The 26,943-nt window shown below is 50.3% G+C and carries 30 protein-coding genes; 6 read left to right on the plus strand and 24 right to left on the minus strand.

What is annotated here, in order from left to right; genetic code table 11:
• Positions 1 to 45 precede the first annotated feature (45 nt).
• Positions 46 to 873, minus strand: a complete 828-nt coding sequence (locus tag AYJ59_RS09565) for a CheR family methyltransferase (protein WP_127119981.1) — start codon at positions 871 to 873, stop codon at positions 46 to 48.
• 132 nt (positions 874 to 1,005) lie between these two features.
• Between AYJ59_RS09565 and AYJ59_RS09570 the strand changes: the two genes are divergently transcribed.
• From AYJ59_RS09570 to AYJ59_RS09590, 5 genes are all read left to right on the plus strand, one after another.
• Complete coding sequence (locus tag AYJ59_RS09570; protein WP_127119982.1) at positions 1,006 to 2,043, plus strand: flagellar hook-length control protein FliK; 1,038 nt, start codon at positions 1,006 to 1,008, stop codon at positions 2,041 to 2,043.
• Positions 2,044 to 2,222: 179 nt separating this feature from the next.
• Positions 2,223 to 2,753 (plus strand): chemotaxis protein CheW, encoded by a 531-nt coding sequence (locus AYJ59_RS09575; protein ID WP_127119983.1) that lies wholly within the window; start codon positions 2,223 to 2,225, stop codon positions 2,751 to 2,753.
• 48 nt (positions 2,754 to 2,801) lie between these two features.
• Entirely contained in the window at positions 2,802 to 3,164 is a 363-nt protein-coding gene (locus AYJ59_RS09580) for a response regulator (RefSeq protein WP_029937586.1), read from the plus strand.
• 27 nt (positions 3,165 to 3,191) lie between these two features.
• Positions 3,192 to 3,470 carry an STAS domain-containing protein gene (locus tag AYJ59_RS09585; RefSeq protein ID WP_029937585.1) on the plus strand — a complete coding sequence of 93 codons (279 nt, stop codon included), beginning with the start codon at positions 3,192 to 3,194 and terminating at the stop codon, positions 3,468 to 3,470.
• A 61-nt stretch (positions 3,471 to 3,531) separates the two neighbouring features.
• A complete protein-coding gene (locus AYJ59_RS09590) occupies positions 3,532 to 3,855 on the plus strand; it encodes an EscU/YscU/HrcU family type III secretion system export apparatus switch protein (RefSeq protein ID WP_029937584.1) in 324 nt (107 codons plus the stop codon).
• A 68-nt stretch (positions 3,856 to 3,923) separates the two neighbouring features.
• Here the strand turns inward: AYJ59_RS09590 and AYJ59_RS09595 are convergent, their stop codons facing one another.
• The 22 genes from AYJ59_RS09595 to AYJ59_RS09700 all read right to left on the minus strand — a co-directional run bounded on the left by AYJ59_RS09595 (position 3,924) and on the right by AYJ59_RS09700 (position 24,614).
• Positions 3,924 to 4,415: a chemotaxis protein CheW gene (locus AYJ59_RS09595; protein WP_029937583.1), complete on the minus strand. Its 492-nt coding sequence runs from the start codon at positions 4,413 to 4,415 to the stop codon at positions 3,924 to 3,926.
• A gap of 30 nt (positions 4,416 to 4,445) precedes the next feature.
• Positions 4,446 to 6,413: a chemotaxis protein CheA gene (locus tag AYJ59_RS09600; protein WP_127119984.1), complete on the minus strand. Its 1,968-nt coding sequence runs from the start codon at positions 6,411 to 6,413 to the stop codon at positions 4,446 to 4,448.
• 136 nt (positions 6,414 to 6,549) lie between these two features.
• Positions 6,550 to 7,200 carry a protein phosphatase CheZ gene (locus AYJ59_RS09605; protein WP_029937581.1) on the minus strand — a complete coding sequence of 217 codons (651 nt, stop codon included), beginning with the start codon at positions 7,198 to 7,200 and terminating at the stop codon, positions 6,550 to 6,552.
• Between the two features lie 86 nt (positions 7,201 to 7,286).
• Entirely contained in the window at positions 7,287 to 7,700 is a 414-nt protein-coding gene (locus AYJ59_RS09610; protein ID WP_185748090.1) for a chemotaxis response regulator CheY, read from the minus strand.
• A 20-nt stretch (positions 7,701 to 7,720) separates the two neighbouring features.
• Positions 7,721 to 8,446, minus strand: coding sequence for an RNA polymerase sigma factor FliA (locus AYJ59_RS09615; RefSeq protein WP_029937579.1), 726 nt, complete (start codon positions 8,444 to 8,446; stop codon positions 7,721 to 7,723).
• 17 nt (positions 8,447 to 8,463) lie between these two features.
• Positions 8,464 to 9,357, minus strand: a complete 894-nt coding sequence (locus tag AYJ59_RS09620; protein ID WP_029937578.1) for a MinD/ParA family protein — start codon at positions 9,355 to 9,357, stop codon at positions 8,464 to 8,466.
• Positions 9,347 to 10,516, minus strand: coding sequence for a flagellar biosynthesis protein FlhF (gene flhF / locus AYJ59_RS09625; protein ID WP_029937577.1), 1,170 nt, complete (start codon positions 10,514 to 10,516; stop codon positions 9,347 to 9,349). The genes AYJ59_RS09620 and flhF overlap by 11 nt, the downstream gene beginning before the upstream one ends.
• Complete coding sequence (flhA, locus tag AYJ59_RS09630) at positions 10,517 to 12,610, minus strand: flagellar biosynthesis protein FlhA (protein WP_029937576.1); 2,094 nt, start codon at positions 12,608 to 12,610, stop codon at positions 10,517 to 10,519. It lies immediately after the preceding gene.
• Between the two features lie 12 nt (positions 12,611 to 12,622).
• The gene (gene flhB / locus AYJ59_RS09635; protein ID WP_127119985.1) at positions 12,623 to 13,759 is read right to left on the minus strand and encodes a flagellar biosynthesis protein FlhB; all 1,137 of its coding nucleotides are present in this window, start codon (positions 13,757 to 13,759) and stop codon (positions 12,623 to 12,625) included.
• Between the two features lie 30 nt (positions 13,760 to 13,789).
• On the minus strand, positions 13,790 to 14,566 hold the full coding sequence (fliR, locus tag AYJ59_RS09640) for a flagellar biosynthetic protein FliR (protein ID WP_029937574.1): 777 nt from the start codon (positions 14,564 to 14,566) through the stop codon (positions 13,790 to 13,792).
• A gap of 51 nt (positions 14,567 to 14,617) precedes the next feature.
• A complete protein-coding gene (gene fliQ, locus AYJ59_RS09645; protein ID WP_029937573.1) occupies positions 14,618 to 14,887 on the minus strand; it encodes a flagellar biosynthesis protein FliQ in 270 nt (89 codons plus the stop codon).
• Positions 14,887 to 15,606: a flagellar type III secretion system pore protein FliP gene (gene fliP, locus AYJ59_RS09650; protein ID WP_038151939.1), complete on the minus strand. Its 720-nt coding sequence runs from the start codon at positions 15,604 to 15,606 to the stop codon at positions 14,887 to 14,889. Before fliP ends, fliQ begins: the two co-directional genes overlap by 1 nt.
• Positions 15,607 to 15,649: 43 nt before the next feature.
• Positions 15,650 to 16,078 (minus strand): flagellar biosynthetic protein FliO, encoded by a 429-nt coding sequence (gene fliO / locus AYJ59_RS09655; RefSeq protein ID WP_051673565.1) that lies wholly within the window; start codon positions 16,076 to 16,078, stop codon positions 15,650 to 15,652.
• Between the two features lie 194 nt (positions 16,079 to 16,272).
• Positions 16,273 to 16,656 carry a holo-ACP synthase gene (acpS, locus tag AYJ59_RS09660; protein WP_029937570.1) on the minus strand — a complete coding sequence of 128 codons (384 nt, stop codon included), beginning with the start codon at positions 16,654 to 16,656 and terminating at the stop codon, positions 16,273 to 16,275.
• A 12-nt stretch (positions 16,657 to 16,668) separates the two neighbouring features.
• Positions 16,669 to 17,415: a pyridoxine 5'-phosphate synthase gene (gene pdxJ / locus AYJ59_RS09665; RefSeq protein WP_029937569.1), complete on the minus strand. Its 747-nt coding sequence runs from the start codon at positions 17,413 to 17,415 to the stop codon at positions 16,669 to 16,671.
• A gap of 56 nt (positions 17,416 to 17,471) precedes the next feature.
• Entirely contained in the window at positions 17,472 to 18,209 is a 738-nt protein-coding gene (gene recO / locus AYJ59_RS09670; RefSeq protein ID WP_029937568.1) for a DNA repair protein RecO, read from the minus strand.
• A gap of 59 nt (positions 18,210 to 18,268) precedes the next feature.
• On the minus strand, positions 18,269 to 19,201 hold the full coding sequence (era, locus tag AYJ59_RS09675; protein ID WP_225972390.1) for a GTPase Era: 933 nt from the start codon (positions 19,199 to 19,201) through the stop codon (positions 18,269 to 18,271).
• Complete coding sequence (rnc, locus tag AYJ59_RS09680; RefSeq protein ID WP_029937566.1) at positions 19,194 to 19,892, minus strand: ribonuclease III; 699 nt, start codon at positions 19,890 to 19,892, stop codon at positions 19,194 to 19,196. The genes era and rnc overlap by 8 nt, the downstream gene beginning before the upstream one ends.
• A 1-nt stretch (position 19,893) precedes the next feature.
• A complete protein-coding gene (gene lepB / locus AYJ59_RS09685; protein ID WP_029937565.1) occupies positions 19,894 to 20,661 on the minus strand; it encodes a signal peptidase I in 768 nt (255 codons plus the stop codon).
• Positions 20,662 to 20,673: 12 nt separating this feature from the next.
• The gene (lepA, locus tag AYJ59_RS09690) at positions 20,674 to 22,479 is read right to left on the minus strand and encodes a translation elongation factor 4 (RefSeq protein WP_029937564.1); all 1,806 of its coding nucleotides are present in this window, start codon (positions 22,477 to 22,479) and stop codon (positions 20,674 to 20,676) included.
• Between the two features lie 214 nt (positions 22,480 to 22,693).
• The gene (locus tag AYJ59_RS09695; RefSeq protein WP_127119987.1) at positions 22,694 to 24,118 is read right to left on the minus strand and encodes a DegQ family serine endoprotease; all 1,425 of its coding nucleotides are present in this window, start codon (positions 24,116 to 24,118) and stop codon (positions 22,694 to 22,696) included.
• 10 nt (positions 24,119 to 24,128) lie between these two features.
• Positions 24,129 to 24,614, minus strand: a complete 486-nt coding sequence (locus AYJ59_RS09700) for a SoxR reducing system RseC family protein (protein WP_051673309.1) — start codon at positions 24,612 to 24,614, stop codon at positions 24,129 to 24,131.
• A 71-nt stretch (positions 24,615 to 24,685) separates the two neighbouring features.
• Here AYJ59_RS09700 and nadB point away from each other — a divergent pair, with 71 nt between their 5' ends.
• Positions 24,686 to 26,302 (plus strand): L-aspartate oxidase, encoded by a 1,617-nt coding sequence (gene nadB, locus AYJ59_RS09705; protein ID WP_029937561.1) that lies wholly within the window; start codon positions 24,686 to 24,688, stop codon positions 26,300 to 26,302.
• Between the two features lie 12 nt (positions 26,303 to 26,314).
• Here the strand turns inward: nadB and AYJ59_RS09710 are convergent, their stop codons facing one another.
• Complete coding sequence (locus AYJ59_RS09710; RefSeq protein ID WP_051673308.1) at positions 26,315 to 26,875, minus strand: chemotaxis protein CheW; 561 nt, start codon at positions 26,873 to 26,875, stop codon at positions 26,315 to 26,317.
• Positions 26,876 to 26,943: the final 68 nt, after the last annotated feature.

Raw genomic sequence — 26,943 nt, forward strand, 5'->3', positions numbered from 1 at the left:
TTAATGTTTCTTGATTCTCTAATTACTCATTATACCGCAATCGGCTCAGCGAATTTTCCGGTAAATGGTCTGACCGAGCAACTCAAAACGGTCGCACACTTTATATAAGGATTCGGAATGCCCGATGAATAGATGACCATTGTCCGGCAACAAGTTCGCATATCGGTCAAACAGACGCGCTTGGGTTTCCTTATCGAAATAAATCACCACATTACGGCAGAAAATCACATCAACGGCATCTCGAATCGGCCATTCATTCATCAAGTTGATTTGGCCGAAATCGATAATCTGCTGCAATTCGGGTTTCACGCGCACATAACCTTCCCGCGAACCCGAACCTTTGAGAAACCAGCGTTTTTTGCGTTCGTCCGACACCCCTTTCAAACGGTCCATTTTATACACGCCCGTTTGTCCGGTCTGAACCACGTTGGTGTCCAAATCGGTTGCGAGAACACGCGCATCCCAGCCCGGCGGCACCGCTTCTTTCAACACAATGGCAATGGAATAAGGTTCTTCACCGGTGGAACATCCCGCCGACCAGATGCGGATTTTTTTCGACCCTTTGTTCTTTTCCAGCAACATCGGAATGACTTGATTGGCGAGATACTCAAAATGATGATTTTCGCGAAAGAAAAAGGTCAGGTTGGTGGTGATGGCATTGATCAAATGGACGAATTCCGCCTCACCCTGCTCTTCAACGTAATCCAGGTATGCGGAGAAGGAGTTCATATCCAAAAAGCGGATACGCTTCGCCAAGCGATTGTAGACAAGATTTTTCTTGGAATCGTTCAAATCGATTCCGGCAAAATCATAAACGACTGTTTTGACTCTTAAAAAGTCTTTTTCAGTAAAGTCAAATTCCCTTTCACTCACGCCGTTGCCCTTATTTTTAAAATGGTCTTATTGTAATCGTAATTATAGTTGCTTGATTCGCGGAATGCAGTTTATTATTTCACCTAATCGGCAATTTTCTATCACCGAACGGCTTCATGCCTCAGGAATGCTATGGCAATCGGCCCGACTTCAACATCCATTGGCGGCTCCCTAAACCTTGGACAAACCGCGGCTCAGCCCCTGAAACTGTCTGTAGGCCAAATGCTGTCCGTCACCGTCACCAAAGTGGAAGGCAACCAGGTCAATTTCAACCTCGCCGGACGCAGCTTCACCGCTACCAGCCAACAGAGCTTGCAAGCCGGCCAACAATTGGATGTCAAAGTCACTCAAACCAAACCGAACGTCATTCTGCAAATTCAACCACGTACGGCGCCTGGCACACCTCAACCCAATACCCAACAGGCACTGCAAACTGCTTACCGACAACTACTGCCTAATCAGATGCCCATCAATCAAGGGTTGCAGCAACTCGTACAATTCAGCCAAACCGGGTTATTGCCCTCCAATATCCAGTCGCACATCACTTCCCTATTGGAGCAATTGTTCAAGCCTTCGACCCAAACCAGTGCAAAAGAGCTGAAAAACCAACTATTGTCGAGCGGTTTGTTTCTGGAAAACCAGTTAGGCAAAACCCAAAAACCACCAACCAATGACCTTAAAGCTCGACTATTGCAACTGCTGCAAATGACACAACAGACGAAAGCTTCTGACACCACAGAAATGCCGAAATTGGCCAAGCTGCTTTCTCAAACCTTGAACCGAATCACCCTGCAACAGATTCAAGCGATTGAAAACCCAAACTTGCTCAACATCCAACTCCCCCTACAGCCTAACCCCTACATCGACGAAATGGAAATCGACATTCGCCGCCAGGCCAAGGAAACACCGGATTTTTGGGAGGTCATCGTCAACTTGACCCTGTCATCCGGTGAACTCTCCAGCAAACTGATGTTCATGAACGACGAGATCTCTCTCAGCCTCTGGGCTGATAATACCAATCTGGAACAGCGTGTCCGGGCAGGCCTTCCGGAACTTCAAGCCAGCTTCCAACAAGCCGCCATCCCGCTGAAACAGGTATTCATCACCCAACAAAAACCGGAAAATCACCCTCAAGCACAAAAAGTCGCTTTAATTGACCTTCACGTCTGAAAACACATGAAATTGGCGAGCTCCTTGCTTAAACGCAGAGGGTAAATTTTTTATAATCCCCTTGTGGTTTTTTATGTGAAAACCCTTTTTAAAAACTAGACCTTTCCAGACAAATAAGGTAAGTTAGCATTACAAAATATAAGCATATAGATTATTCGAGGATACGAGGCTAGAACCAAATGAGCGCTGACGTAGAAGCCATTCAAGATCAAATCGAAGAAAACGACGGAACGGACGATCAGATCCTCAGTTTTATTCTTGGCGGAGAAGAATACGGCGTTGACATTCTTCGTGTACAGGAAATCAAAGGCTGGGAAAGAACCACCACCATTCCAAATGCCCCTGACTATGTCATGGGCGTGATCAACCTGCGCGGCGCCGTCGTACCCGTGGTGGATTTACGCGTGCGTTTCGGGCTGTCCGACATCACTTACGATGAAAGCACCGTCGTCATCATTTTACGCGCCACCGACGAGCAGACCGCCACACAGAAAATCATCGGCATCGTGGTTGACGGCGTCTCGGATGTACACGGTATCGACTTGCATAACTTGCAGGGCGCACCGGAAATCAACGGCACTATTCATACCGAATACGTTAGAGGACTCGCCACCGTCGGCGAAAAGATGGTTATCGTCTTACATGTCGATGAATTGGTCTCTGCGGGCATCCTGTCGGAGATCAAAAAAAGCCTTCATATTGACGAATAATGTATAATTACAACCAGATTTTAAGTATTAAGAAAGTGAGAAGTAACAATGTCCAAAATCCTTGCGGTTGATGATTCCAAATCTATGCGTCAAATGGTCAGCATGTCTTTGAAATCAGCAGGTCATGACGTCGCCGAAGCCGAAGACGGTCAAATTGCGCTCGACATGGCCAAAAAAGAACAATATGACTTAATCGTAACCGACATCAACATGCCGAACATGAACGGCATCGAACTGATTCAGGCGGTTCGCGGCACACTTCCCAACTACAAATTCACACCGATTCTTTGCTTGACGACCGAATCGTCCGGCGACATGAAAACCAAAGGGAAAGAAGCCGGTGCCACCGGTTGGATTGTGAAACCTTTCAGCCCTGAAAAGTTACTTTCCGTTATCAACCGCGTTCTATAAATAACGGCTTCGGCCAGAGGTAATCCGATGAGCGAATATCAAATCGAACTGCCAGACAGCTTGACCATTCACCACATTGAAGAAGTGTATGGAAACCTGAAAATCGCTTTTCAATCCGATGCGGAAACCTACAAAATTGCGGCCTCCGCTGTCGAGTCGATTGACACTTCCGGTCTACAAGCACTACTGGCTCTCGTGAAGAATGCCGTCCAGAACCAAAAAGAAATTCTCTGGGACTCGCCCAGCGAGTCTTTAACCTCCAGCGCATCAAAGCTGGGGTTAACGGAAAAACTCCGCCTCGCCTAATTTTAAAAGCCGCATTTCAGCGGCTTTTTTATTGCTCTGCAACCATCTTTCAGGATACCGAATGGAAAACCAAGATTCCCCTGTGACCCTTGACCAGAAAGTCGCCATCTCGTTGGAATACGATGGTCAGGCGGCGCCACGCGTCTCGGCAAAAGGTACCGGTTACCTGGCGGAGCAAATCATTGAACTGGCCAAAGAGCACAACATTCCCATCAAGGAAGACCATGAGCTCGTCAGTCTGCTATCACAAGTGGAGCTGGATCAGGAAATACCGGAAATTCTTTATGAAGCCGTGGTGCAAGTGTTGATTTTCGCCTACCAATTGTCGGAAAAAGAGATTCCGGGGCAACCGAAATCCTCTCAGGAGCCAGAGCAACACTCTTAAACGTTGAATATAAAAAACGCCCAGGTCTGGGCGTTTTCAGAAATGCAAATGGATGTTCGGAACCCGGCTTACGCCTGACCGGAAAACATGCTGTCGACATCAATCAAGATAATCACATCGCCATTGTAATGCGCAATGCCTTGCAGGTACCGCGAAGCGCCTTCTTTGGTCGCGGACATCGGTTCGAATTTCTTCTCCGGGATGTCTTTGACTTCCATGACACAATCCACCATCATGCCGACGATGTTATCCGTGTCCAGCTCAACGATAATAATACGAGACAGTTCATCGGCCGGTTTACTCATCAACCCATAGGTTGCACGCGTATCCACCACTGTGACGATGACCCCGCGCACATTGATAACGCCCAGTACATTATGCGCGGCGCCTTCGACTTTACGAATGGAACCGACGCGTAATACTTCACGAACCTTCTTGACATTGATGCCATACACTTCCGAATCCAGATTGAACATCACACAGCGGATGCTCGGACCGGAATATTGTTCCTCTTCTTCGTCACCAATGACGCCGTCCAGCAATTGGTTTGTCGATGTCATACTTTGCTCCATCATGACACGTCTCCGTTATTAATATTGAAAGCGCTGAATCACGCCCGGTAAATCCAAAATCAAGGCGATGTTACCGTTACCGGTAATGGTGGCACCAGCATAACCTTCCAGATGCTTCATCATCACGCCCAACGGCTTGATGACCACTTCTTCCTGACCGTTGACCTGATCGACCACCAGACCGGCACGTTGATTACCGATGGATACGATAATCACCTTGTCACCTTCATAGTTTTCCTTGATGCTTTCAGGGGCCAGCCATTCCGACAGGAACATCAACGGCACACTCTTATCCCGCAAGCGAACCATGACCTGTCCGTCAATTCGGTTCACCTGCGACGCATCGTAATCGAAAATTTCCTGTACGCTGGTCAATGGAATCGCATAACTGTCGTCATCAAACGAAACCATCAACGTCGGCAAAATGGCTAGGGTCAAAGGCACACGAATGCTGATTTGCGTGCCTTCACCCAGTACGGAATGAATGTCGATACTGCCGTTCAGCTTGGTGATCATATTCTTGACCACATCCATGCCCACACCACGACCGGAAATATCACTGATCTGATCCGCCGTCGAAAAACCGGCCGACATAATCAATTCAAACGCGGATTTGTCATCCAACTGATTGGCGGTGACTTCATCCATCATGCCCTTTTCCACCGCTTTACGACGCAGCACTTCCGGGTCCATTCCCTTACCGTCATCGGTAATCGACAACAGAATATGATCCCCTTCCTGTTCCGCAGCCAGAATCACCGTTCCTTTGCGTGGCTTATTGGCCTGTTCACGCACATCCGGCATTTCAATCCCGTGGTCGACGGAATTACGCACCAAATGCACCAGCGGGTCGGCCAGCGCTTCCACCAGATTTTTATCCAAATCGGTTTCTTCGCCTTTCAGCTCCAGATCGATTTCCTTGCCGAGTTTTCTCGCCAGATCACGCACCACGCGAGGGAAACGGCCAAACACTTTCTTGACAGGTTGCATCCGGGTTTTCATCACCGAAGCCTGCAAATCGGTCGTGACGTGATCCAAATTGCCCACGGCATTGGAAAGGTCTTCCTCAGAATCCTGGCTTGAGCGTAGCGTCAATAAACGGTTACGAACCAACACCAGCTCTCCGACCAGGTTCATGATTTCATCCAGGCGACGTGTGTCCACACGCACGGTGGATTCCGTGTTGGCGGCAGCTTTGGCCGACCCTTTATCTCCGCCAGACTCGGCGGCTTTCGGTTGTGGCTTCGGTTTAGGCGCTTCGACCACCGGCTCGGGTTTCGGTTCCGGAGCAACCGGTGGTGTATCGCCTTCCGCCTCATGAAGATTGTCGATCAAATCACGCTGATTCAACAGGGCTTCAAATTCTTCATCGGTGATGTCTCCATCCGGGTCGACCCCTTCCGGCAACTCCAATTTCGGTTCCGGAGCATCCGCGGTTTCCATTTCACCGCCCATCAAGGCATCACGCTGATTCAACAAGGCCTCAAATTCGTCGTCGGAAATATCGCCATCCGGATCCACACCTTCCGGCAATTCCAATTTCATACCGGTTTCGGCTTCTGACGCCCCTGATACTTCGGCCTCTGCAGCAGGTTCGGCCGCAGCTTGTCCTTTCCAAAGGGCATCCAGTTCTGCCAACAGCCCGGTATCCGCCTCTTCCAATTCACGCGCACCGTCGTTGAGCTGCTGGATATAATCGCTGATGACATCGAAAGCACGCATAATGATATCCGCCGCGCTGGAATCATACGACACGTCACCGTTTCGAATTTTATCGAAGACATTTTCCGCACGGTGACATACCTCAACCAAAGGCGTCACACCCAAAAAGCCTGCGCCCCCTTTAATGGTATGAAAGCCACGGAAAATCGCATTCAACAGGTCGGCATCAGACGGCGAATTTTCAAGCTCGACCAGCTGTTCATCCAGCTGCTCAACCAGCTCTGAAGCTTCGACTAAAAAGTCCTGTAAAATATCTTCATCCACGATGTATTCCTCTTTGAGCCTGTGTGAATCCCAATGAAGTGCCAAATTTTCGCCACTTCATCCTTATCGTTTTTCAATGGAAAAACTTAAGCAATCACTATGCCACCAAACTCGTCAAACCGGTTTCGCTTCTGCGTTAAATGCCTAAATCCCCCAACAAATCGTCCACTTCATCTTGCGATTGCGCCACGTTTTGTTGACTGTTTTTCGTCACATTCGGCCCAACACCTTTCATTTCTTCCGCTTTTCGCTGTTCATCGGTGGTCACATCCGGAATGCTGTCGAATTCGATGCCCGACTTTTCAATCAACTCCACCAGACTCTGCTCCAAACTCGTGACCAACATAATCACACGATTCAACACTTGCCCGGTCAAATCCTGAAACGATTGGGCCATCATAATTTCTGTCACTTGCGTCTGAGCCTGAGCAATCCATTCCTTCATCTCGTTATCCGAGGCTTTGGATTCCATGGTTTCCAACAAGGCGATGGTGTTTTCGGCCGCAGACAGCGTTTTGTTACTGGCTTCTTCAGTGGTTTGAATCACATACTCCAAACGCTCGGTCGCATCCGGCAATCCATGCTTGGTGTGTTGCAAAATACGAGAGTCCGCTCCAAACGATTCCAGCGTATCGTGTAAGTTCTGAGCAATTTCTTCGACCTGTTCCAACAAGTTCTCATCGCGGGCCGCGACAATGCCATCCAGTGTCTTCGAGGCCTGGTCGTATTGGCCACTTTCTAAAGCCTGTAGCAGCTCTCTGGCCTGCTCGACATTAATATTCTTCATCGTTCCTCCTTTTATTAAAAAAAAAAGCCTCATTCACGGACAGATGAACAAGGCTTTTTAATCATTTCTTATTGTTGTATGCGCTCCTAACCACCTGCGGCCTTTTTGCGCTCTTCGACACGTTCGAATATTTTTTGAATCTTGCCATTCAAGGTCGCTGCGGTGAACGGCTTGACAATGTACCCGTCCACGCCGGCTTCTGCCGCTTCCAAAATCTGGCTGCGCTTCGCTTCGGCCGTAATCAGCAGAAAAGGCGTATCTTTCAATTTCGCATCGGCACGGACATGTCTCAGCAAATCAATCCCGGTCATTTCCGGCATATTCCAGTCACTGACGATGAAATCGTATTTGCCGCTCTGAATCATCGGCCAGGCGGTGGCGCCGTCATCGGCTTCATCGAAACGACTGAACCCGAGCTCCTTCAGCAGGTTCTTAACGATGCGTCTCATGGTAGAAAAGTCATCCACTACCAATATGTTCATATCTCTATCGATTTGCATTCTATTTCCTCAAACCTTTATTAAATCCAATCTTTTAAGCGTGATTTCAAGCGTTTAATCGCCTGGCTGTGAATTTGACTGACGCGCGATTCACTGACCTCCAGCACCTCGCCGATTTCTTTCAGGTTCAGCTCCTCATCGTAATACAGCGCCATCACGAGCTTTTCTTTTTCCGGCAATTCGTTGATTTGTTCCGCCAACGCGGATTGAAACCCGGATTCCGCCAATTCCGACACCGGCGTTTTCACACCGCTGACCATACGTTCTTCCGACAATTCGTCGTGATCCGGTTCATCGATCGACAACAGTTGCGCGGAGTTCGTATCCTGAAGGATATGGTAATACTCATCCAGAGTAATTCCCATTTCCTCGGCCACTTCCTCGTCGCGCGCTTCACGTCCTTTTTTCGACTCCACCACATTGATGGCATCCGAGACCTCACGCGACTTACGGTACACCGAACGCGGCGTCCAATCCCCTTTTCGAATCTCATCCAGCATGGCGCCGCGAATACGAATGCCGGCATAGGTTTCAAAACTGGCGCCTTGCCCGGCATCGAACTTTTGCGACGCTTCGATCAACCCGATGATGCCGGACTGAATCAGGTCGTCGACCATAACACTGTCCGGCAACCGCCCCTTCAAGTGATAGGCGATTCGTTTCACCAACGGCAAAAACGCCTCTATGTCCATCATCCCGTTTGAGGTCTGTTTGTGAATGTTCGCGTAGGCCTGAGTGCCAGTCATGAAAATCGATTCCTCATCTATTCAGACGGTGCCTGAAATAAACTCTCAACAAAAAACTGCAAATACCCTGTCACATCGCTCGGAATCGGCCATTGGTCGATTCGTTGCGCAATGTTTCGGAAAGCCTGTGCCGACTCACTCATCGGTTTTGCGATGGTGACCGGGCTTTGTTTCTGAATCGCTTCTCGCAAATCATGGTCGAACGGCACGGTTCCAAGATAGTCAATGGACACATCCAAAAACTGTTCGCACACCTGCGCAAACTTGTCATACAGAATCCGACCGTGTTTTTCGGAACGAACCATGTTCGCCAATAATTTGAAACGGGTTAACTTGTAATCCCGACTCAAGACTTTAATCAAAGCATACGCATCGGTCATGGAAGCCGGTTCATCGTTGACCACTACCACAACTTCCTGGGACGCCCGGCAAAAACTGACCACACTGTCGGCAATCCCCGCAGCAGTGTCGATAATCAACACATCCAGAATGCCATCCAGCTCGGAAAAGGCGTTAATTATTCCAGCATTTTCCATCGGGGTCAATTGAGCCATGCGCTTCACCCCCGAAGCGGCCGGAATCACCTTCAAGCCGCCCGGGGCATCCACCATGACTTCGCGCAAGCTCTTTTCCCCGTCCAACACATGGGAAAGGTTGTACTGCGTCTGCAAGCCAAGCATGATGTCCACATTCGCCAAGCCCATATCGGCATCCATCAATAAGACACGGTGCCCCATCTTGCTGAGGCTGACCCCCAGATTGACGGACACATTCGTCTTGCCCACGCCACCTTTACCACTGGCGACGGCAATCACTCTAACCGGTTTGCTTTTCTTTTCAGAACTCACTTTCCGTTCACCGTTATTGCTCGTTTGCATCGCTCTTAGTCCGGCCGCCTGATCATTGAGCATCGGAAATCTCCTTGCCCATTCCCATGCGGAAGGCTTCTTCTTGATTCGAATGCTGGTGTTGTTGTCCCAGCACAATTGCTTTATCCATTAAATCCCTAACCTTAATCGGCTCCAAATCCTCCGGCACACGCTGGCCATTGGACAAATACGACAACGACAACCGGTGTTCGATCAACACCGTAATGATGTTGCCCAACTGCAAGGCTTCATCCACCTTGGTCAAAATACAGCCTTTCAAACCAACCTGGCTGAAGGATCGCACGATGTCTTTCATCACACTTAATTGCGTCGCTGCCGACATAACCAAGTAGTTTCGGATATGATTCACGCCCGGTTGCGCCTTGGTCAGTTGCTGCGTCAACATAATATCTTTCTGACTGATGCCGGCGGTATCAATCAAAATCAGTTTCTTCGATGCCAGGGAGCTCAGCAAGCTGTACATTTCGCCTTCCGAACTCACCACATGGACCGGCACGCCCATCAAGTCGGCAAAAGTCTTTAACTGCGCCTGAGCACCAATTTTATAACAATCCGTTGTCACGAGTGCAATCTGATTCGCGCTGTTTCGCATGACAAAACGACTGGCCATCTTGGCAATGGTCGTGGTTTTACCAACCCCTGTCGGCCCTACCAAAGCAACGATGCCGCCGGACTCCAAAATATCCTTATCGTCTACCGGAATCATGGACTCCACCGTGCCCAGTATTTCCGACCAGGCCTGGTCAGGATGCACATTCACGTCCATCACTAACTTTTGTGCCAAGTCCCAGCCGATTCCTAACTGCACCAAGCGTTTAATCAAACCGACCTTATGGGGGTCTTGTGTTTCACTCTGGTGCCATGCCAAACCGGACAATTGATTTTCCAGCATCTGCTTGACGGCTTTCAATTCGTCCGCCATCTTTGCTATTTCCGGGCTGGACGCTGCATCCGGCATCTTAGACGGAATCACCGTTTCCGGTGATTGGTAACTGCTTCGCGCTTCGCCAGCGGCTTCCGACGCCTGATACTGTTTCGCCTCCGGATCTATGGCGGCCACCACTTCAACCCCCTCATCGGTTTGACGGGTCGACATAATGACAGCTTCGTCTCCCAGTTCATCCCGAACCAAAAGCATGGCACGACGCATATTGGGGGCTAAGTAGCGTTTTAACTTCATCTAGTTTCCTTGCCCGACACTGGCTACAACACTAATGCGTCGGTTTTCCGGCACCTCGGAATAGGCCAATACATGTAAATTTGACAGGCTAAACCGGAACAACTTCGCCAACTGCGCACGAATCTGTGGCGCCACCAGCAAAACCGCCGATTGGCCGGTCATTTCAACCTTTTGAGCCTCTTCCTTCAATGTCGTATGCAACCTTTCCGCCAGGCCTGGTTCAATAGCCAATTGTCCTTCAGGCGCACCCTGTGATGCTTGAAGCAACAACTGTTCCAACCCAGGTTCCAATGTAATCACTTTCAACTCGTCGTCGGTGCCGGCAATGGCCTGCACAATGGAACGTCCCAAGGCCGCCCGTACGTGCTGGGTTAACTGGGCCGGGTCTTGCGTCGTCGAAGCCTTTTCCGTCAACGCTTCCAAAATGGTTCGCAAATCCCGAATGGAAACCTTTTCCGTCAACAGGTTCTGTAGCACCTTGACGACAATGGCCAACGACATTCTTTCCGGTACCAGCTCATCCACCAACTTCGGCGAAGTGTCTTTCAACTTATCCAGCAGTTTCTGTGCTTCGTCATGCCCCAGCAACTCCGATGCATAATCCTGAATCACCTGGCTGATGTGCGTCGCTACAACGGTACTGGCATCGACGACGGTATACCCCAACGCTTGCGCCTGCTCACGATCCGATGGGGAAATCCACACCGCATCCAAGCCAAACGTCGGGTCTTTGGTGGCGACGCCTCGTACTTCGCCAAACACTTGCCCAGGGTTAATGGCCAGTTCTTTATCCGGGAAAACTTCACCTTCTCCCGACGACACTCCCATCAACATAATTCTATATTGGTTCGGTTTTAAATCCAAATTATCGCGAATGTGCACCGGCGGCACCAAAAAACCGAGTTCTTGCGACACTTTACGCCGCACCCCTTTGACCCGCTCCAACAACTGTCCGTTCTGCGCCTGATCCACCATCGGAATCAGACGATAACCGACCTCCAAGCCGAGGACATCAACCGCTTGGACATCATCCCAACTCAATTCCGGCGCGGCGTTTTCCTGCGCACTATCCTCTTCGGCCAACAAGGTTTCGGGTGCCGGCTTTTCCTGCTGTTTTTTATGAATCAGATATGCCCCGGCACCAGCAATGGCCGCAAATGACAAAAAGGCAAAGTTGGGCATCCCTGGAATCACGCCGAACACCCCGACAATCCCCGCCGTCATGCCCAATGCTTTCGGGTTGGCAAACATCTGCGCCTGCACCTGTTGACTCATATCCTCTTTATCGCCAGACACCCGTGTGACGATAATGGCCGTGGCGGTCGACAACAACAAGGATGGAATCTGCGCAACCAGTCCGTCCCCCAAGGTCAGGATGGTGTATACCTGAATGGCGTCACTAAACGTCATGTCATGCTGCCCCATCCCAATCGCAAAGCCACCGATCAAGTTGATAAACAGAATGACGATGCCGGCTATGGCATCCCCCCGGACGAATTTACTGGCACCGTCCATCGAACCATAGAAGTCGGCTTCAGTGGTGATTTCGATTCGACGGGCCTGTGCTTGCTCTTGGGTAATCAAACCAGCATTCAGATCGGCATCAATCGCCATTTGCTTACCGGGCATGGAATCCAAGGTGAAACGCGCGCTGACTTCCGCCACGCGCCCCGCGCCTTTGGTGATAACAACGAAGTTGATGACGACCAGAATCGCAAACACCACCAGACCGACAGCGAAGTTACCGCCGATGACAAATTCACCAAAGGCTTCGATGACGTGCCCGGCAGCAGCGGCACCGTTATGCCCTTCCAGCAAAATAACGCGGGTGGAAGCGATATTCAACGACAAACGGAACAGTGTGGCCAGCAAAATAATGGTTGGGAAAACGGCAAAATCAAGCGGCCGTCTGGCGTAGAGAGTGACCATCAAGACGACCAAAGACAAGGCGATATTGAAGGTAAAGAAGACGTCTAACAGAAATGGCGGTAAAGGCACCACCACCATGGCTAACAAAGCCAAAATCGCAATCGGAATGCCTAAACCTTTTTGGAAAGCGTCTTTGATTTTATTGAGTATTTGATTAAAGTCCATTCCGTCTCAGCTTTACTCGCTCGGCCCGTCCGTTTGCATCTCTTCCGGTATCGGTAAATTCTCGAAATCGACCTTATTGGCTTTCTTGCCATCCCGTAACTGGTACACATACGCCAGAATCGTCGCAACCGCTCGGAACAGTTGAAACGGAATCGGTCGATCAACTTCCGCATTATAGTACAAAGCACGGGCCAAAGGTGGGGCTTCTACCAATGGAATATCATGCTCCTTCGCCAAGGTTCGAATCTGAGCCGCCATGAAGTCACTGCCCATTGCCAAAACCATCGGCTCCCCCATGCTATCGGGGTCATATTGCAAGGCCACGGCGAAATGCGTCGGGTTGGTGATGACCACATCGGCCTCCGGCACTTTTTGCATCATGCGTTTCTGCGACATTTCGCGTTGCAACTGACGAATGCGCGCCTTAACTTCCGGGCTCCCCTCTTGCTGCTTGAACTCCTCTTTCACTTCCTGCTTGGTCATTTTCAATTGCGAAATGTGTTGGTGCACTTGAAACGGAACATCAATGGCCGCAATCACGATCAACGACAGGCTCACGAAAATAAACGCTTCCAAAATCAACTTGGCGGAATGCGCCAACGCCATCTTGGTCGGCTCCACGCCGATGCTCAGAATTTCTTCATAGGAATACCACAGAAAATAGGTCGCCACGACCGACACCAAGACAAACTTGCCCAGAGCTTTCAGCAACTCCATCAACGCCGTCATCGACACCATCCGCTTCAGACCCGACAGCGGATTCAATTTACTGATCTTCGGCGACATCGCCTGCAAACTGAAATTCCAACCGCCCAATAAGCTGCCGGAAACCAGCGCAATCAACACCATCAACATCAAGAAGGGCAACACCATAAAAATGGCCTGTTCCACCAGCGCCAATATACGGTTCGTCAGCATATGGACGTCATAAGCGTGGGAACGGTCAAAACTCAACCCCTCGATGAAAATAGTCTGGATATCTTCCGCCATCCCGGCACCGAAAAAATACAAAAACAGCGCGGCGCCCAGTGTCATCAGCAAGGTTGCCAACTCTCGAGACCGGGGAACCTGCCCCTTTTCCCTCGCTTCCCGAAGCTTTTTCTCGGAGGGTTCTTCCGTTTTTTCGGTACCGTCTTCGTTCTCAGCCATAATTCCGTCTCAGCTTCCCCGTCGATGACCTTATTGATTCAAACTCAGCTTAGAGAGCGTTTCAATTGCATTATTCATCAGTATCTGAATATTCGGTAACAACAGCGGCGTGGTCACAATCAACATAATCAACCCAGCCAACAACGTCACCGGAAAACCAACCGCAAAGATATTCAAGGCCGGCGCCGCTCTCGAAACCACACCAAATGCAATATTGACCAGCAGCAACGCCGTTACCAGTGGCAAAGCGACAGCCACCCCGTATTCAAACATTTGCCCCCCGAAGGTGTAAATCAACTTCAAACTGTCTTGGGTAAAGAAGTGTAGCCCGATCGGCAACATCTCGAAGCTGTTCATCACCGCGGTAAAAACCAAAACATGCCCGTTCATCAATAAAAACAACAACGTAACGACAATGGTGAAATAACGGCCGATAATCGGCGTGTTTACGCCCGTTGCGGGGTCCACCATACTGGCCATCGCCAAGCCCATGGCCATCGAGGCCAAGTGGCCGGCGAGAACAAATGCCTGAAAAATAACCAGGAAAATCAATCCAATGGCGACACCAATGCCCAGTTGCTGCACAATTAACAGCACCCCATGCCAGGTAAACGGATCAATCGGCGGCGGTAAGTCCAGCGAAGGCGCCACGCCTAAGGTAATGAAAACGGCCAATATCAGCCGCACCCGGACCGGCACATAGGAAGCCGAGAGCAACGGCACCATCAGTAGCATGCCGGAAATGCGCACGAACGGCCAAAAATAGAGGCCCATCAATTGCAAAAATTCGGTGTAACTAAAGCTCATCAGCACATTCCATTGGAGTGAACGGCGGCGGCATCCCTAAGGCCGTATGGCTTAACCGATAAAGGCCGGAATGTTTTCGAACAACTCGCGTGAAAAGGAAATCAGGGTCGTCAACATCCAGGGACCGGCAATCACCAGCACCACGCCGACGATGGCGACTTTCGGGATAAAACTCAGGGTCATTTCGTTGATTTGAGTGGCGGCCTGAAACATCCCCACCAGCAAACCGACCAACAAGGCAGGAATCAACAGCGGCGCAGCCAGCATGGTCACCACCTCAAGCATTTTCTGACCGATGGTTAAGACAAATTCCGGTGTCATCAGATACTCCCTCCTGCAACGACGAAACTGTTCGCCAGAGTCCCCATTATCAGCGCCCAACCGTCAATCAACACAAACAGCATGATTTTGAACGGCAAGGAAATAATCATCGGCGACAGCATCATCATCCCCATCGACATCAACAGGGTCGCCACCACCAAATCGATGATCAAAAACGGTATAAAAATCATGAACCCGATTTGGAATGCGGTCTTCAATTCACTGGTCATATAGGCCGGAATCAAAATTTTAAACGGAACCGTTTCCGGGTCGGTCAATTGCACATCCGCCATTTCCGCAAACATGCCCAAATCGTCGGCACGGGTCTGCTGAATCATAAATTGATGCAACGGCTTCGCGCCGATTTCCACCGCTTCCTTGAATTTAATTTGCTCTTCCAGATACGGGCTGACCGCCGTATCGTAAATTTTATCCAGCACCGGCGACATAATAAACAGCGTGAGAAACAGCGCCAAACCAATCAAAACCTGGCTGGAAGGTGTCGTTTGCGTACCCAGAGCCTGTCGTAATAACGCCAACACCACAATAATCCGTAAAAAGGACGTCATGGCAATCAGCGCCGCCGGCAACAGCGTCAAGCCCGTCATCAACAGCAGAATCTGCATGGTCAGGGTGTAATCCTGATTCCCTTGCGCGTCGGTTTCCACGGTGAAGGCCGGAATTCCCGGTTCGGTCCAACCCACCAGCGGCAACAGCATCAAGGCGCTGCCCAACAGCCATTGCACATAAGGTGCATAACGCTTAATCATCCGCGCCACCTTTCGAAGAGTCTTTCGACGGCTGTGTGGCCGTCCGCTGATTAATCGCTTCCTGCAAGCGTTTTGCAAATGCATTGTTGACCGGTTTTTCCGTGACCACTTCAATCGGTTCTTCCAACTTATGCAACAAGGACACGCGGCTGGACGTCACCCCAATCAGCAGTTGTTCTTTCCCCACTTCCAACAACACCGCCCGTTCACGTTGCCCCAAGCTCATGACACCCAAGACTTTCATCTGGTTGCCCGCCACGCCGTTGATTTTGCCGAAACGCTTTAGCATCCAGGCGGCCGCAAAAATAATCAATAAAATGAAAAACAACGACAGGATGATTTGACCGATGTAACTGCTGGGTTCCAGCGAAGTGGTCAAAGACGGGGTTTCCTCTGCTTTGGCGAATGCCGGCAGTTGCATAAATGCCAGGATCAAAAACGACCAGGCCTGGTGAATTGGCCTAAGCCTCGGCTTAAGCGTTTGAAAAGATAATGGCTTCATGGAAGTTAATTGTAATGGATAACCTGTTAAAGTGTAAGCACTTATCACGAGGAATTCAGACTTTCTATCACAGAGACGACCGCCAAGGCCGCAATGCTATTTTCCGAATGGAATCAAAGATGTTTTTCGGCCACCACAAAGGCGACCGCATAGTGATTTTCGTCACTGAGGCTAATGGACCAGCTATCGACATTCAGGCGCAGGGCGACGTCACGCGTGACGCCAGCCAACACGACTTCCGGCTGGCCCGTCACCGCATGCCCAATGGTCATCTCGGTAAAAGACACTCCTTGGGTAAAGCCGGTTCCCAATGCTTTTGCGATGGCTTCCTTCGCGGCCCAACGCTTCGCCAGAAACTTCTCCGGCTGCGCATGTCCTTTAAGTTCCAGCATTTCAACTTCGGACAGCACACGCGTCGCAAAGGCATCGCCCCGTTTTTGCCACAAACGATCGATTCGCTGAATTTCAACGATATCGGTTCCAATACCAACAATCACGTCGGGCCCGCCTTACGCCATATATGCCTGTTGACGGGCTTCCACCATCAAGCGCTTCATTTCGGACACCGCCGCTGGCAAGCCGGAATAAATCGACTGAGCGATGATCGCATGGCCAATGTTGAGCTCTTCGATCATCCTGATACCGGCAATCGCCTGCACGTTATGATAATGCAGGCCATGACCGGCATTCACCGTCAACCCCAAGGACACCGCCAAATCGGTCGCTTCACGGATGCGTTGCAATTCCGCTTCCACCTCAGCCGGGTCGGTCAATTCGGCATAGGTACCGGTATGCAGTTCAATGACCGGCGCCCCCACTTCTTTGGCCGCTCGAATCTGCATTTCGTCGGCATCAATGAATAAGGATACGCGCGTTTTATTTTCCGCCAGCTGCGCACAATAATCCGTTAGCCAAGGCTTTTGCGACGCCACATCCAAGCCGCCTTCCGTGGTCAATTCTTCGCGTTTTTCCGGTACGAGGCAAACGTCTTCCGGCCGGCATTTCAATGCAATTTCCAACATCTCCTGCGTCGCGGCCATTTCCAGATTGACTTTGGTCTGACGCAATTCGGACAAACGATAGACATCGGCATCTTGGATGTGGCGCCGATCTTCTCGAAGATGCAGGGTAATGCTATCCGCACCGGCCATTTCGGCATCCAACGCGGCCTTGACCGGATCCGGGTAGCGCGTTCCGCGCGCTTGACGGATGGTGGCGACATGGTCAATATTCAATCCCAGATAAATCGGGTTCATAGCAATTCCTTCAATCATCATTAAAAACGCCTGCCGAAGCCCTCCGGCAGGTCTGGTCAATCTTTAAACAAGGCTCGTGTCTGTATCGGTTTGTCTCCCAGATGGGCCGAAAGCACATAACGGAACAACCGCTTCCAATCTTTCAGACAGGTTTCGCAATAGCTGCGTTGTGCGAACTTGAGCAAACAGTCTCCGGACACCCAGACCCCTTGCGCGCCTTCCGGGTCCGCCAACTCGGAACGGGGGAACAAGCCTTGTTCCAAATGAAAGAGATAGGTTTCCCCCGCGCGTACCGGGCGATGAAAATGGTCCGTTTCGGCTTGAAAGGCCACGCCGAGTTCGGATAACAGTTCAAACTCGAACTGCCGTAACACCCAGGCCTGGTGAAAACGTTCTTCCGCACGGGCCAAGTCATACAAGGTCTGTTGATACGCCTGAAATAACGTTTCGGATTCCAGCCCGGGATAAAGCAAACGATACAACAATTCATTGACGTAAAGTCCGCAAAGATTACTCTCGCCCATCAACGGAAAACGGACACGACTGGCTTCCAGTTGACGTAACGATACCAAGTCCGAGGTGCGATGCGCCCGTTCGCGCCAGCCGATGGTTACCCCCTGAAACGGTTGTAGCCAGGCTTGTTTGGCTTGTGCGGATTTACTGCCGCTGCGGACACCTTTGATGATGGCATTCTGTTTGCCATAGTCCGGTGTAAAGAAGGTCACCAACAAACTGGTTTCACGATAAGGCCGACGATGTAAAACGAACGCCAATTGTTCGATGTCTTTTGCCAAACACGCCTCCAAAACACCCGCGATTTATGAGGAAACCATCGTTCGCCGAGCGAGCTCTCTCAAGGGTTTTCGGTATAGCCCAAACTGGCCAGCGCCCGGTCGTCGTCCGACCAGTTCTCCTTGACCTTGACCCACAACTCCAGATGCACGCGACTGTCCAGCAAATGCATTAAGTCCTTACGTGCCTGAATCCCCATCTGCTTGATTTGCTCGCCTTTCTTACCGATTACGATCTGTTTTTGCCCCGGGCGCTCGACTAGAATCAAGGCGTTGATATGCCAACGACCCTCTTCTTCATTAAACGCAAATTGTTCAATTTCCACCGTGGCACCATAAGGCACTTCATCCCCTAGGGCACGCATCAGTTTTTCCCGCACGATTTCCGCGGCCAGGAAACGGGTTGAACGGTCGGTAATGTAATCTTCCGGGAAAATCGCGTCCTGCTGCGGCAAATGTTTCAAAATTTCGGCCTGCACCTGTTCAAAGCCCGACTTGGTATAGGCCGAAATCGGAATCAAGGCTTCAAACGCCACTTGATCGCCAACTTTTTGTAAAAACGGAAACAGTTCCGTTTTGTCTTTGAACTTATCGACCTTATTGACCAGAATCACAACGGGCACATCCAAATTGCGGCATTTATCGGCCACGGCCTGGTCCTCTTTGGTCCAGCGACCGGCCTCCACCACAAACAACACCAAATCGACATCGCCAAAGGCACTGTTGGCCGCACGATTCATGTAACGGTTGATCGATTTTTGTCCGCCCAAATGCATCCCCGGCGTATCGACGAACACGACTTGAAAGCGGTCGGTCGTTAAAATACCGTGAATACGGTGACGCGTGGTCTGCGGCTTTGGTGACGTGATGCTGAGCTTTTGCCCGATCAAACTGTTCATAATCGTCGATTTGCCCACATTCGGGCGACCGATAACGGCCACAAACCCCGCTTGATAGTCGGTTGTGGCATCCATTTCAGACGTGTGGTCAGTCATTGGCATTCTCCAGAATGTCAAGCGCCTCTTCGGCCGCAATTTGCTCCGCTTTACGACGATTGGTGGCCGTCGCCTCAAACTTACGATTCAGTTTGGCTACATAACAAGAAACTGTAAATTCTTGAGCATGAGCCGGTCCGTTAACGGTAATCACGCTGTATTCCGGCAACTGCTCATGATTGGATTGTAAAAATTCCTGCAAACGGGTTTTCGGGTCTTTGCCAACCTTGGAAGGGTCCAGTTCTTTCAAGCGTTTATGGTACAGTCGCAAGACGAAATCACGACAGGCTTCCAAACCGCCGTCTTCATAAACGGAAGCGATAATCGCTTCGACCGCATCGGCGATAATCGATTCACGACGATAACCGCCGCTTTTCAACTCCCCCGGTCCGAGCATCAGGTAGTCCGACAACTGATATTCCTTTCCGATCTTGGCCAGCGTTTCGCCCTTGACCAGAAAGGCTCGAATACGACTCAAGTCCCCTTCGGAAATTTTATGAAACTGATGAAACAGGGCATCGGCGATAATGAAGTTAACAAGACTGTCTCCCAGAAACTCCAATCGTTCATTGTTTTTAGCGCCCATGCTGCGATGCGTCAGGGCACGCTGCAGGAAATCAAGGTTTTGGTATTGGTAACCCAGCCGTTTTGAAAGTCGCTCTAACTTAGCACGCTTTTCAACTTCTGACATCTTACTCAATTCCCTTGCCAATGCGATCGAAGTGGACGCCATCATCCCAGTTCATCCAAATCGCAAACGCCTTGCCTTTTAAGTTTTTCTCCGGGACAAAGCCCCAAAAGCGACTGTCATTACTGTGATCACGGTTATCCCCCATCATGAAATAATGACCTTCCGGCACCACGACCGTATTCATATCCTGACTGCTTTTTTCCGGATCCAACAGAATGTCATGCGAATGTTCTTCCAAAAACTCTTCCAACAGAGATGCGCCATCCATCACCTTACCGGATGCCGTACCTTCATATTCGCCCAGCAGCTTTTGCTTGACCGGATTGCCATTGATATACAGCGTCTTGCCATAATAAGCGATTTCATCTCCCGGCAACCCGATGACGCGTTTGATGTAATCCACATCCGGATCTTTCGGATATTTAAAGACCACAACATCGCCTCTTTCCGGTTCGCCCACCGGTAGAATCTTCGTCTGAGTGACCGGCAGTTTCACGCCATAAGCAAACTTATTCACGACAATAAAGTCACCGATTTCCAATGTTGGATACATGGAACCGGACGGAATTCGGAAAGGTTCCACCACGAAGGATCGCAATACCAGGACAATCAAGAAAACCGGAAACAATGAGCGCGAATACTCGACCAACACCGGCTCTTTTTCTGTGGTCACGGATCGGTCACGTTTCGGCTTCCAAACCACGCGGTCCACATACACGATTACCCCGGTGATGGCGGTGATAATCACCAAAATTAATTCAAAGCTCATGTTTCAGTTCTCTCAGTTCTCTTCGGATGTATTCAAGACGGCTAAAAACGCTTCCTGTGGCAATTCAACACTGCCGATGGACTTCATGCGCTTTTTCCCTTCTTTTTGTTTTTGGAGCAGCTTCTTCTTACGCGACACATCCCCGCCGTAACACTTGGCGGTTACGTTCTTGCGAAGCGCTTTCACGTTGGTTCGGCCAATGATTTTAGCACCAATTGCCGCCTGAATGGCGACATCGAACATTTGACGCGGAATGATCTTTCTCAATTTTTCAATCAACACCTTACCACGCTGAACTGCGGTTGAACGGTGCACAATCAAAGCCAAGGCATCCACCTTCTCACCGTTGACCATGAATTCCAGCTTCACCAAATCATCCGCTTGGAAACGACGGAATTCATAATCCATGGACGCATAACCCCGGCTGGTCGACTTCAAGCGGTCAAAGAAATCCAGTACCACTTCATTCAGCGGCAAATCATAAGTAATCGATACCTGGCTTCCGACGTATTGCATGTCTTTTTGCACGCCACGTTTCTCCAGGCACAGCTTCATCACCGCTCCGACAAACTCGTCCGGTACCAGGATATTCGCTTGAATAATCGGTTCGCGGACTTCGTCAATCAAACTTTGATCCGGCAAGCTGGACGGGTTATCGATTCGTATCAATTCACCACTTTTACTTAGAACCTCATACACTACGGTCGGAGCGGTCGTAATCAAATCCAGATCATATTCACGTTCCAGTCGTTCCTGGATGATCTCCATGTGCAGCATTCCCAGGAAACCACACCGGAAACCGAAACCAAGCGCATCGGAACTCTCCGGTTCAAAATGCAGAGCCGCATCATTCAGGCGCAGTTTTCGCAAGGCCTCACGCAAATCTTCGAAATCTTCGGAACTGATTGGGAACAAACCGGCAAAAACACGCGGCTGAACAGGCTTAAACCCCGGTAACGGTTCAATATCGGCATCCGCCGTGGTAATGGTATCCCCGACCGGTGCACCGTCAATGTCTTTGATACCGGCAATGACATACCCCACTTCTCCGGCGGTCAGAAAATCGCGTGGTGTCCGTTTCGGCGTAAAAATTCCCACATCGTCCACCTGATATTCTTCCTTGGTGGAGACGATTTTCATTTTGGTTTTTTTGCCGATTTTGCCGTCAATCACACGCACCAACGACACAACCCCCAGATAATTATCAAACCAGGAGTCGATAATCAGCGCCTTCAAAGGCCCATCCGGATTCCCTTCCGGGGCCGGAATTTTATGAACGATTTCTTCCAGCGTTTCCTTAACACCGAGCCCGGATTTAGCGCTGGCTTGCACGGCCTCATGCGCTTCGATACCGATGATTTCTTCGATTTCGTCCACCACTTTTTCAGGATCCGCGGCCGGCAAGTCGATTTTATTCAGTACCGGCAAGACTTCCAAGCCTTGCTCAATGGCGGTGTAACAGTTCGCCACCGTTTGCGCTTCCACACCTTGAGAGGCATCCACCACCAATAAGGCACCTTCGCACGCCGCCAGAGAACGTGACACTTCATAAGAAAAATCCACGTGTCCCGGGGTATCGATAAAATTCAGTTGATAAGTTTCACCGTTGTCAGCCTGATAGTGTAGCGTCACACTTTGCGCCTTGATTGTGATGCCTCTTTCCCGCTCCAAATCCATGGAATCCAAGACTTGAGCGGCCATTTCTCGCTCGGTGAGGCCACCACAAAGTTGGATAAAACGGTCGGCAATGGTCGATTTTCCGTGGTCGATGTGCGCGATAATGGAAAAGTTACGAATATGATCAAGCTGGTTTGACATCTACGCCTCAAATAAAACGATACAAAACGAAATCCAACCAAACGATTTCAAAATCCGTCCAAGCATAATAAAAAAGGGTGTCTAGTTGCATAGCGCTAGCCACCCTTCTTCGATATCAAGGTATTAAATCGTTTGATAACAAATATTTCGCGTATTTTACGCTAATTCGTTTCAAATCTCACTCGTTTATCCGATTTAGTTACCTTTCGTATGGTTAAGACAACATCAATGGCAGGAAAATCGAACGATTACCACGAATGATGCGAACCGGAATCGAACGCCCCTTCGGAGCGGAACGAACGATTTTGTTTAAATCGGCGGCCGACTTAATCGGTTTAAAATTGACCGTCACCAGAATATCGCCCGGCAGGATACCGGCTTTTTGCGCCGCGCCGCCATTTTGAACCTGGCTGACACCGACACCAAACGGAATGTTCAATTCATCCAACGTTTCCTGATCGATGATTTCCACTTTGACACCTAACGCCGTATTCTCCAGGCCTGGTTGTTTGCCGGAGTCTCCCGCCGACGCAACCTTAGCGCCATCCAATGCTTTCAGGCGAACCGTTACGGTTTTGTAATCACCATTCCGCAGGATTTTGACTTTGACCGGTTTACCAACCGGCGAATTACCGACCACCGGTGGCAAGTCCGCCGACTTCTGGATGGTTTTACCGGCAAATTCGACAATAATATCGCCCGGCTCAATGCCTGCTTTAGCAGCAGCAGAGTCTTTTTCGGTGGAGGTCACCAAAGCGCCAGTAGGCCTTTCCATGTCGAAAGAACGCGCCAAATCACCGGACACTTCCTGCACGCCTACGCCTAAGAAGCCGCGTTCGACATGTCCTTTTTCCTTCAACTGTTGTGCCACATTCATAGCGATGTCAATCGGAATCGAGAACGACAATCCCATGGAACCACCGCTTTTACTGAAAATCTGTGCATTAACGCCAACCACTTCGCCTTTCATGTTCAACAAAGGCCCGCCGGAATTCCCCGGATTAATCGACACGTCGGTCTGAATAAACGGCACGTAGGTATCGTCCGGCAACGAACGTCCCAAGGCACTGACAATCCCATGAGTGACGGTGTAATCCAAACCAAACGGTTCACCGATGGCCATGACCCATTCACCAACTCTCAAGTCCTTCGATGTTCCGATTTTCGCCACCGGCAAATCATCGCCTTCGATTTTAATCAACGCAATATCGGAACGCTCATCCGTTCCGATGATTTTAGCCTTCATTTCCTGGCGATTGCTTAACTTCACAACAATGTCGTCGGCATCCGCCACGACATGATTATTGGTGATAATGTATCCATCTTCGGAAATAATGAAACCGGACCCCAATGAATTCACTTGCTCTTCCGGCATTGGCTGCTGGCCACGTGGCCCTTGTTGCCCCGGAATACCGAAAAAGTAACGTAACATTTCATCCGGCATGCCCCGGAACTGCGGATACGCCGCACGCTCGACCTTACGAGTGGTACTGATATTCACCACCATCGGGCTGTTTTCAGCCGCCAACTCGGAAAAATCCGGCAGGGTGACCGTGGCGGCTTGAGCGGACGTCAAACTCAGCGCCAACAACAAGCTGACCAAACCATAAGTGTATAACGATTTAACCATTGTCTTCATCTTAGCTCCTTTAAGAGGCTTGCAGAATCTTCTCCATCACCGGAGGCTCAGGGCGGTAATATGTTTTTGTGGCCCACCAGCCGATGACGACACCCAACACCCCTCCGACCATGGTCAGCGATTCACTCGCTTCGGTCATCGCAAGCGCTTGAGTGATAAATTGCAGCAAGCCTGCTCCAATAAACAGTCCTAATAATGGTACCCCATAGGCCATGAAGGAATGTTTGATCAAATGTGACTCCTCCATTGAGAGCAAAACCTCATCTCCAGACTTGGCGCCCAGTGCGTTGAACACCGCAATCGGAGAACGATTACGTGGCGCAAACAGTTTGGCCAGCGAAGCCGTTCCACACCCTTCCTGCGAAGCGCAGCCGGAACAACCGGTCTGACGCTCGGTTGAGACATAAGCCACCTCACCCGAAACCGACACCACCCAGCCTTTTGCCGTCAGGCGATTCTCCCGGTTTTCCGCATTTAACTCTTTTGGGTTACCCATTATTTCTATTCCATAACAACATGACAGATATGGTACCATTTATTCGATTTTCAAGAGACGCTAGACACTGCATGAATTCCGATGTCCTTCCTCATTCCCACACTGATGTTCTCGTCATCGGCAGCGGCATTGCCGGGCTGTCCATCGCCCTGAAGCTGGCCAAACATTTTTCCGTCACGCTGGTGGCCAAATCCTCGATGAGCGAAGGCAGCTCAGCCTATGCGCAAGGCGGCATCGCGGCGGTTCTGGACCCTTTCGACTCCGTACAATCACATATTGAAGACACCATGAATGCCGGGGCCGGTTTGTGCGACGCCAAAACCGTCGAAATGGTCGCCAAGAACGGGGCCGCCGCCATCTATGAGTTGATTGAAATGGGCGTCCCCTTCAGCAAACAGGAAACGTCGGATGCCTACCACCTGACCCAGGAAGGCGGACACAGCCATCGCCGCGTCATCCATGCAGCGGACCACACCGGCAAAACCGTCACCGAAACCCTTTTGGAAGTGGTAAAAAACACTCCGAACATCACCGTTTTGCCGGACCATATGACCGTCGACCTCATTCTCAACAAGGACCGACGCCGCTGCATTGGTGCCTATATATTGGATCAAACCAGCGGAAACGTAAAAACCCACCTGGCGCAATTCACGGTTCTCGCCACCGGCGGCGCCAGCAAAACCTACTTGTACACCAGCAACCCCGACACCTCGACCGGTGACGGCATTGCCATGGCCTGGCGAGCCGGCTGCTCGGTCACCAACATGGAGTTCAACCAGTTTCACCCGACCTGTCTATATCACCCGCAAGACCGGTCTTTTTTGATTTCCGAAGCGGTACGGGGAGAGGGTGGCATTTTGAAGCTGCCGAATGGCGAACCCTTCATGCAGCATTATGATGAACGCAAGGATTTGGCACCGCGCGACATTGTGGCCCGTGCCATTGACCAGGAAATGAAAAAACACGGTATCGATTGTGTCTATTTAGACATTTCCCATCAATCGGAAGACTTTATCCACCATCACTTCCCGACCATCCAGAAACGCTGCCTGAACGTCGGCATCGACATCACCCGGCAACCGATACCAGTGGTTCCGGCCGCACACTACACCTGTGGCGGCATCACCACCGACCTCAAAGGGCGGACCGACCTCAAAAACCTTTACGCCATTGGCGAAACCGCCTATACAGGCCTGCACGGCGCGAACCGTCTGGCGAGCAACTCATTGGTGGAAGGCTTGGTCTTTGCCGAAACCGCTTATCAGGACATCAAGGCGAAAATCAAGCCCACCTTCGACCCGGACCGCAACGTCAAGGATTGGGACGACACGCGGGTCACGCCGGCGAAAGAAAAGGTATTGGTCAGTCATGACTGGGATGAAGTGCGTCGTTTGATGTGGGATTACGTCGGCATTGTTCGCACCGACAAACGTTTGAAACGCGCTTTAAAGCGTATCAAAATCTTGAAACAGGAAATTTACGAATACTATTACGACCATAAGCTGAACGCCGATTTGCTCGAACTGCGTAACTTGGCTCAGGTAGCCGAACTGATGATCAAGAGTGCGTTAAAACGCAAGGAAAGTCGCGGTTTGAACTTCAATCTGGATTACCCTTTCATGAAGAAGCGTAGCAAGCCGACTACGCTAATGCCCAAACCGCACGACAAAAACAAAAAGAAATCTTAAACGTTACAACGTTTAACCGTTACGCAGCGGGATGGCTTCATCGACGTTGGAAACTTGCTCAATCAGCCCTTCCGAAGCCAACTTATCAATATCGATGACAATCACCATCCGGCCTTTCGAGACTTTTTCCGACGCGATTCGGCTCTCGTTCTGAATATTCGCTTCCGCTTCCGAACCTTGATCGTAAATCGTAGTCAAACCCTGCATATACTGCGTATCGATGGAGTTGGAAATGTCCGGCGGAGCCTGCAACGCATTCATATCGAATTGATGTACGTCCGATACCGCATCCACCACCAGACCGACAATCCGTTCGCCCTGACGGGTCGCCAGATTCACCACGATGACCACCGTTGTCGCCTTAAATTCCGCCTTCATATGGAAACGCTCACGCAAATCCAGAATCGGCACAATGGTACCGCGAATATCAATCACACCTTTCACATAGGCCGGTACGTTCGGTAGCGGGCTTGGCTCCTGCCAACCGCGAATTTCCTGAACACGGTCGATTGCAATTGCAAACTCTTCCTTGCCCAGTTTGAATGTTAAAAACTCATTAAAAGCTTCAGCCACGAATGTAACCTCCAATCGAATTGTTTTATAGTGTGATATTAACCACTCCGACGGGGTTTATCAATCTC

Source organism: Thiomicrospira sp. S5, from assembly GCF_003991075.1.
Lineage (GTDB): Bacteria > Pseudomonadota > Gammaproteobacteria > Thiomicrospirales > Thiomicrospiraceae > Hydrogenovibrio > Hydrogenovibrio thermophilus.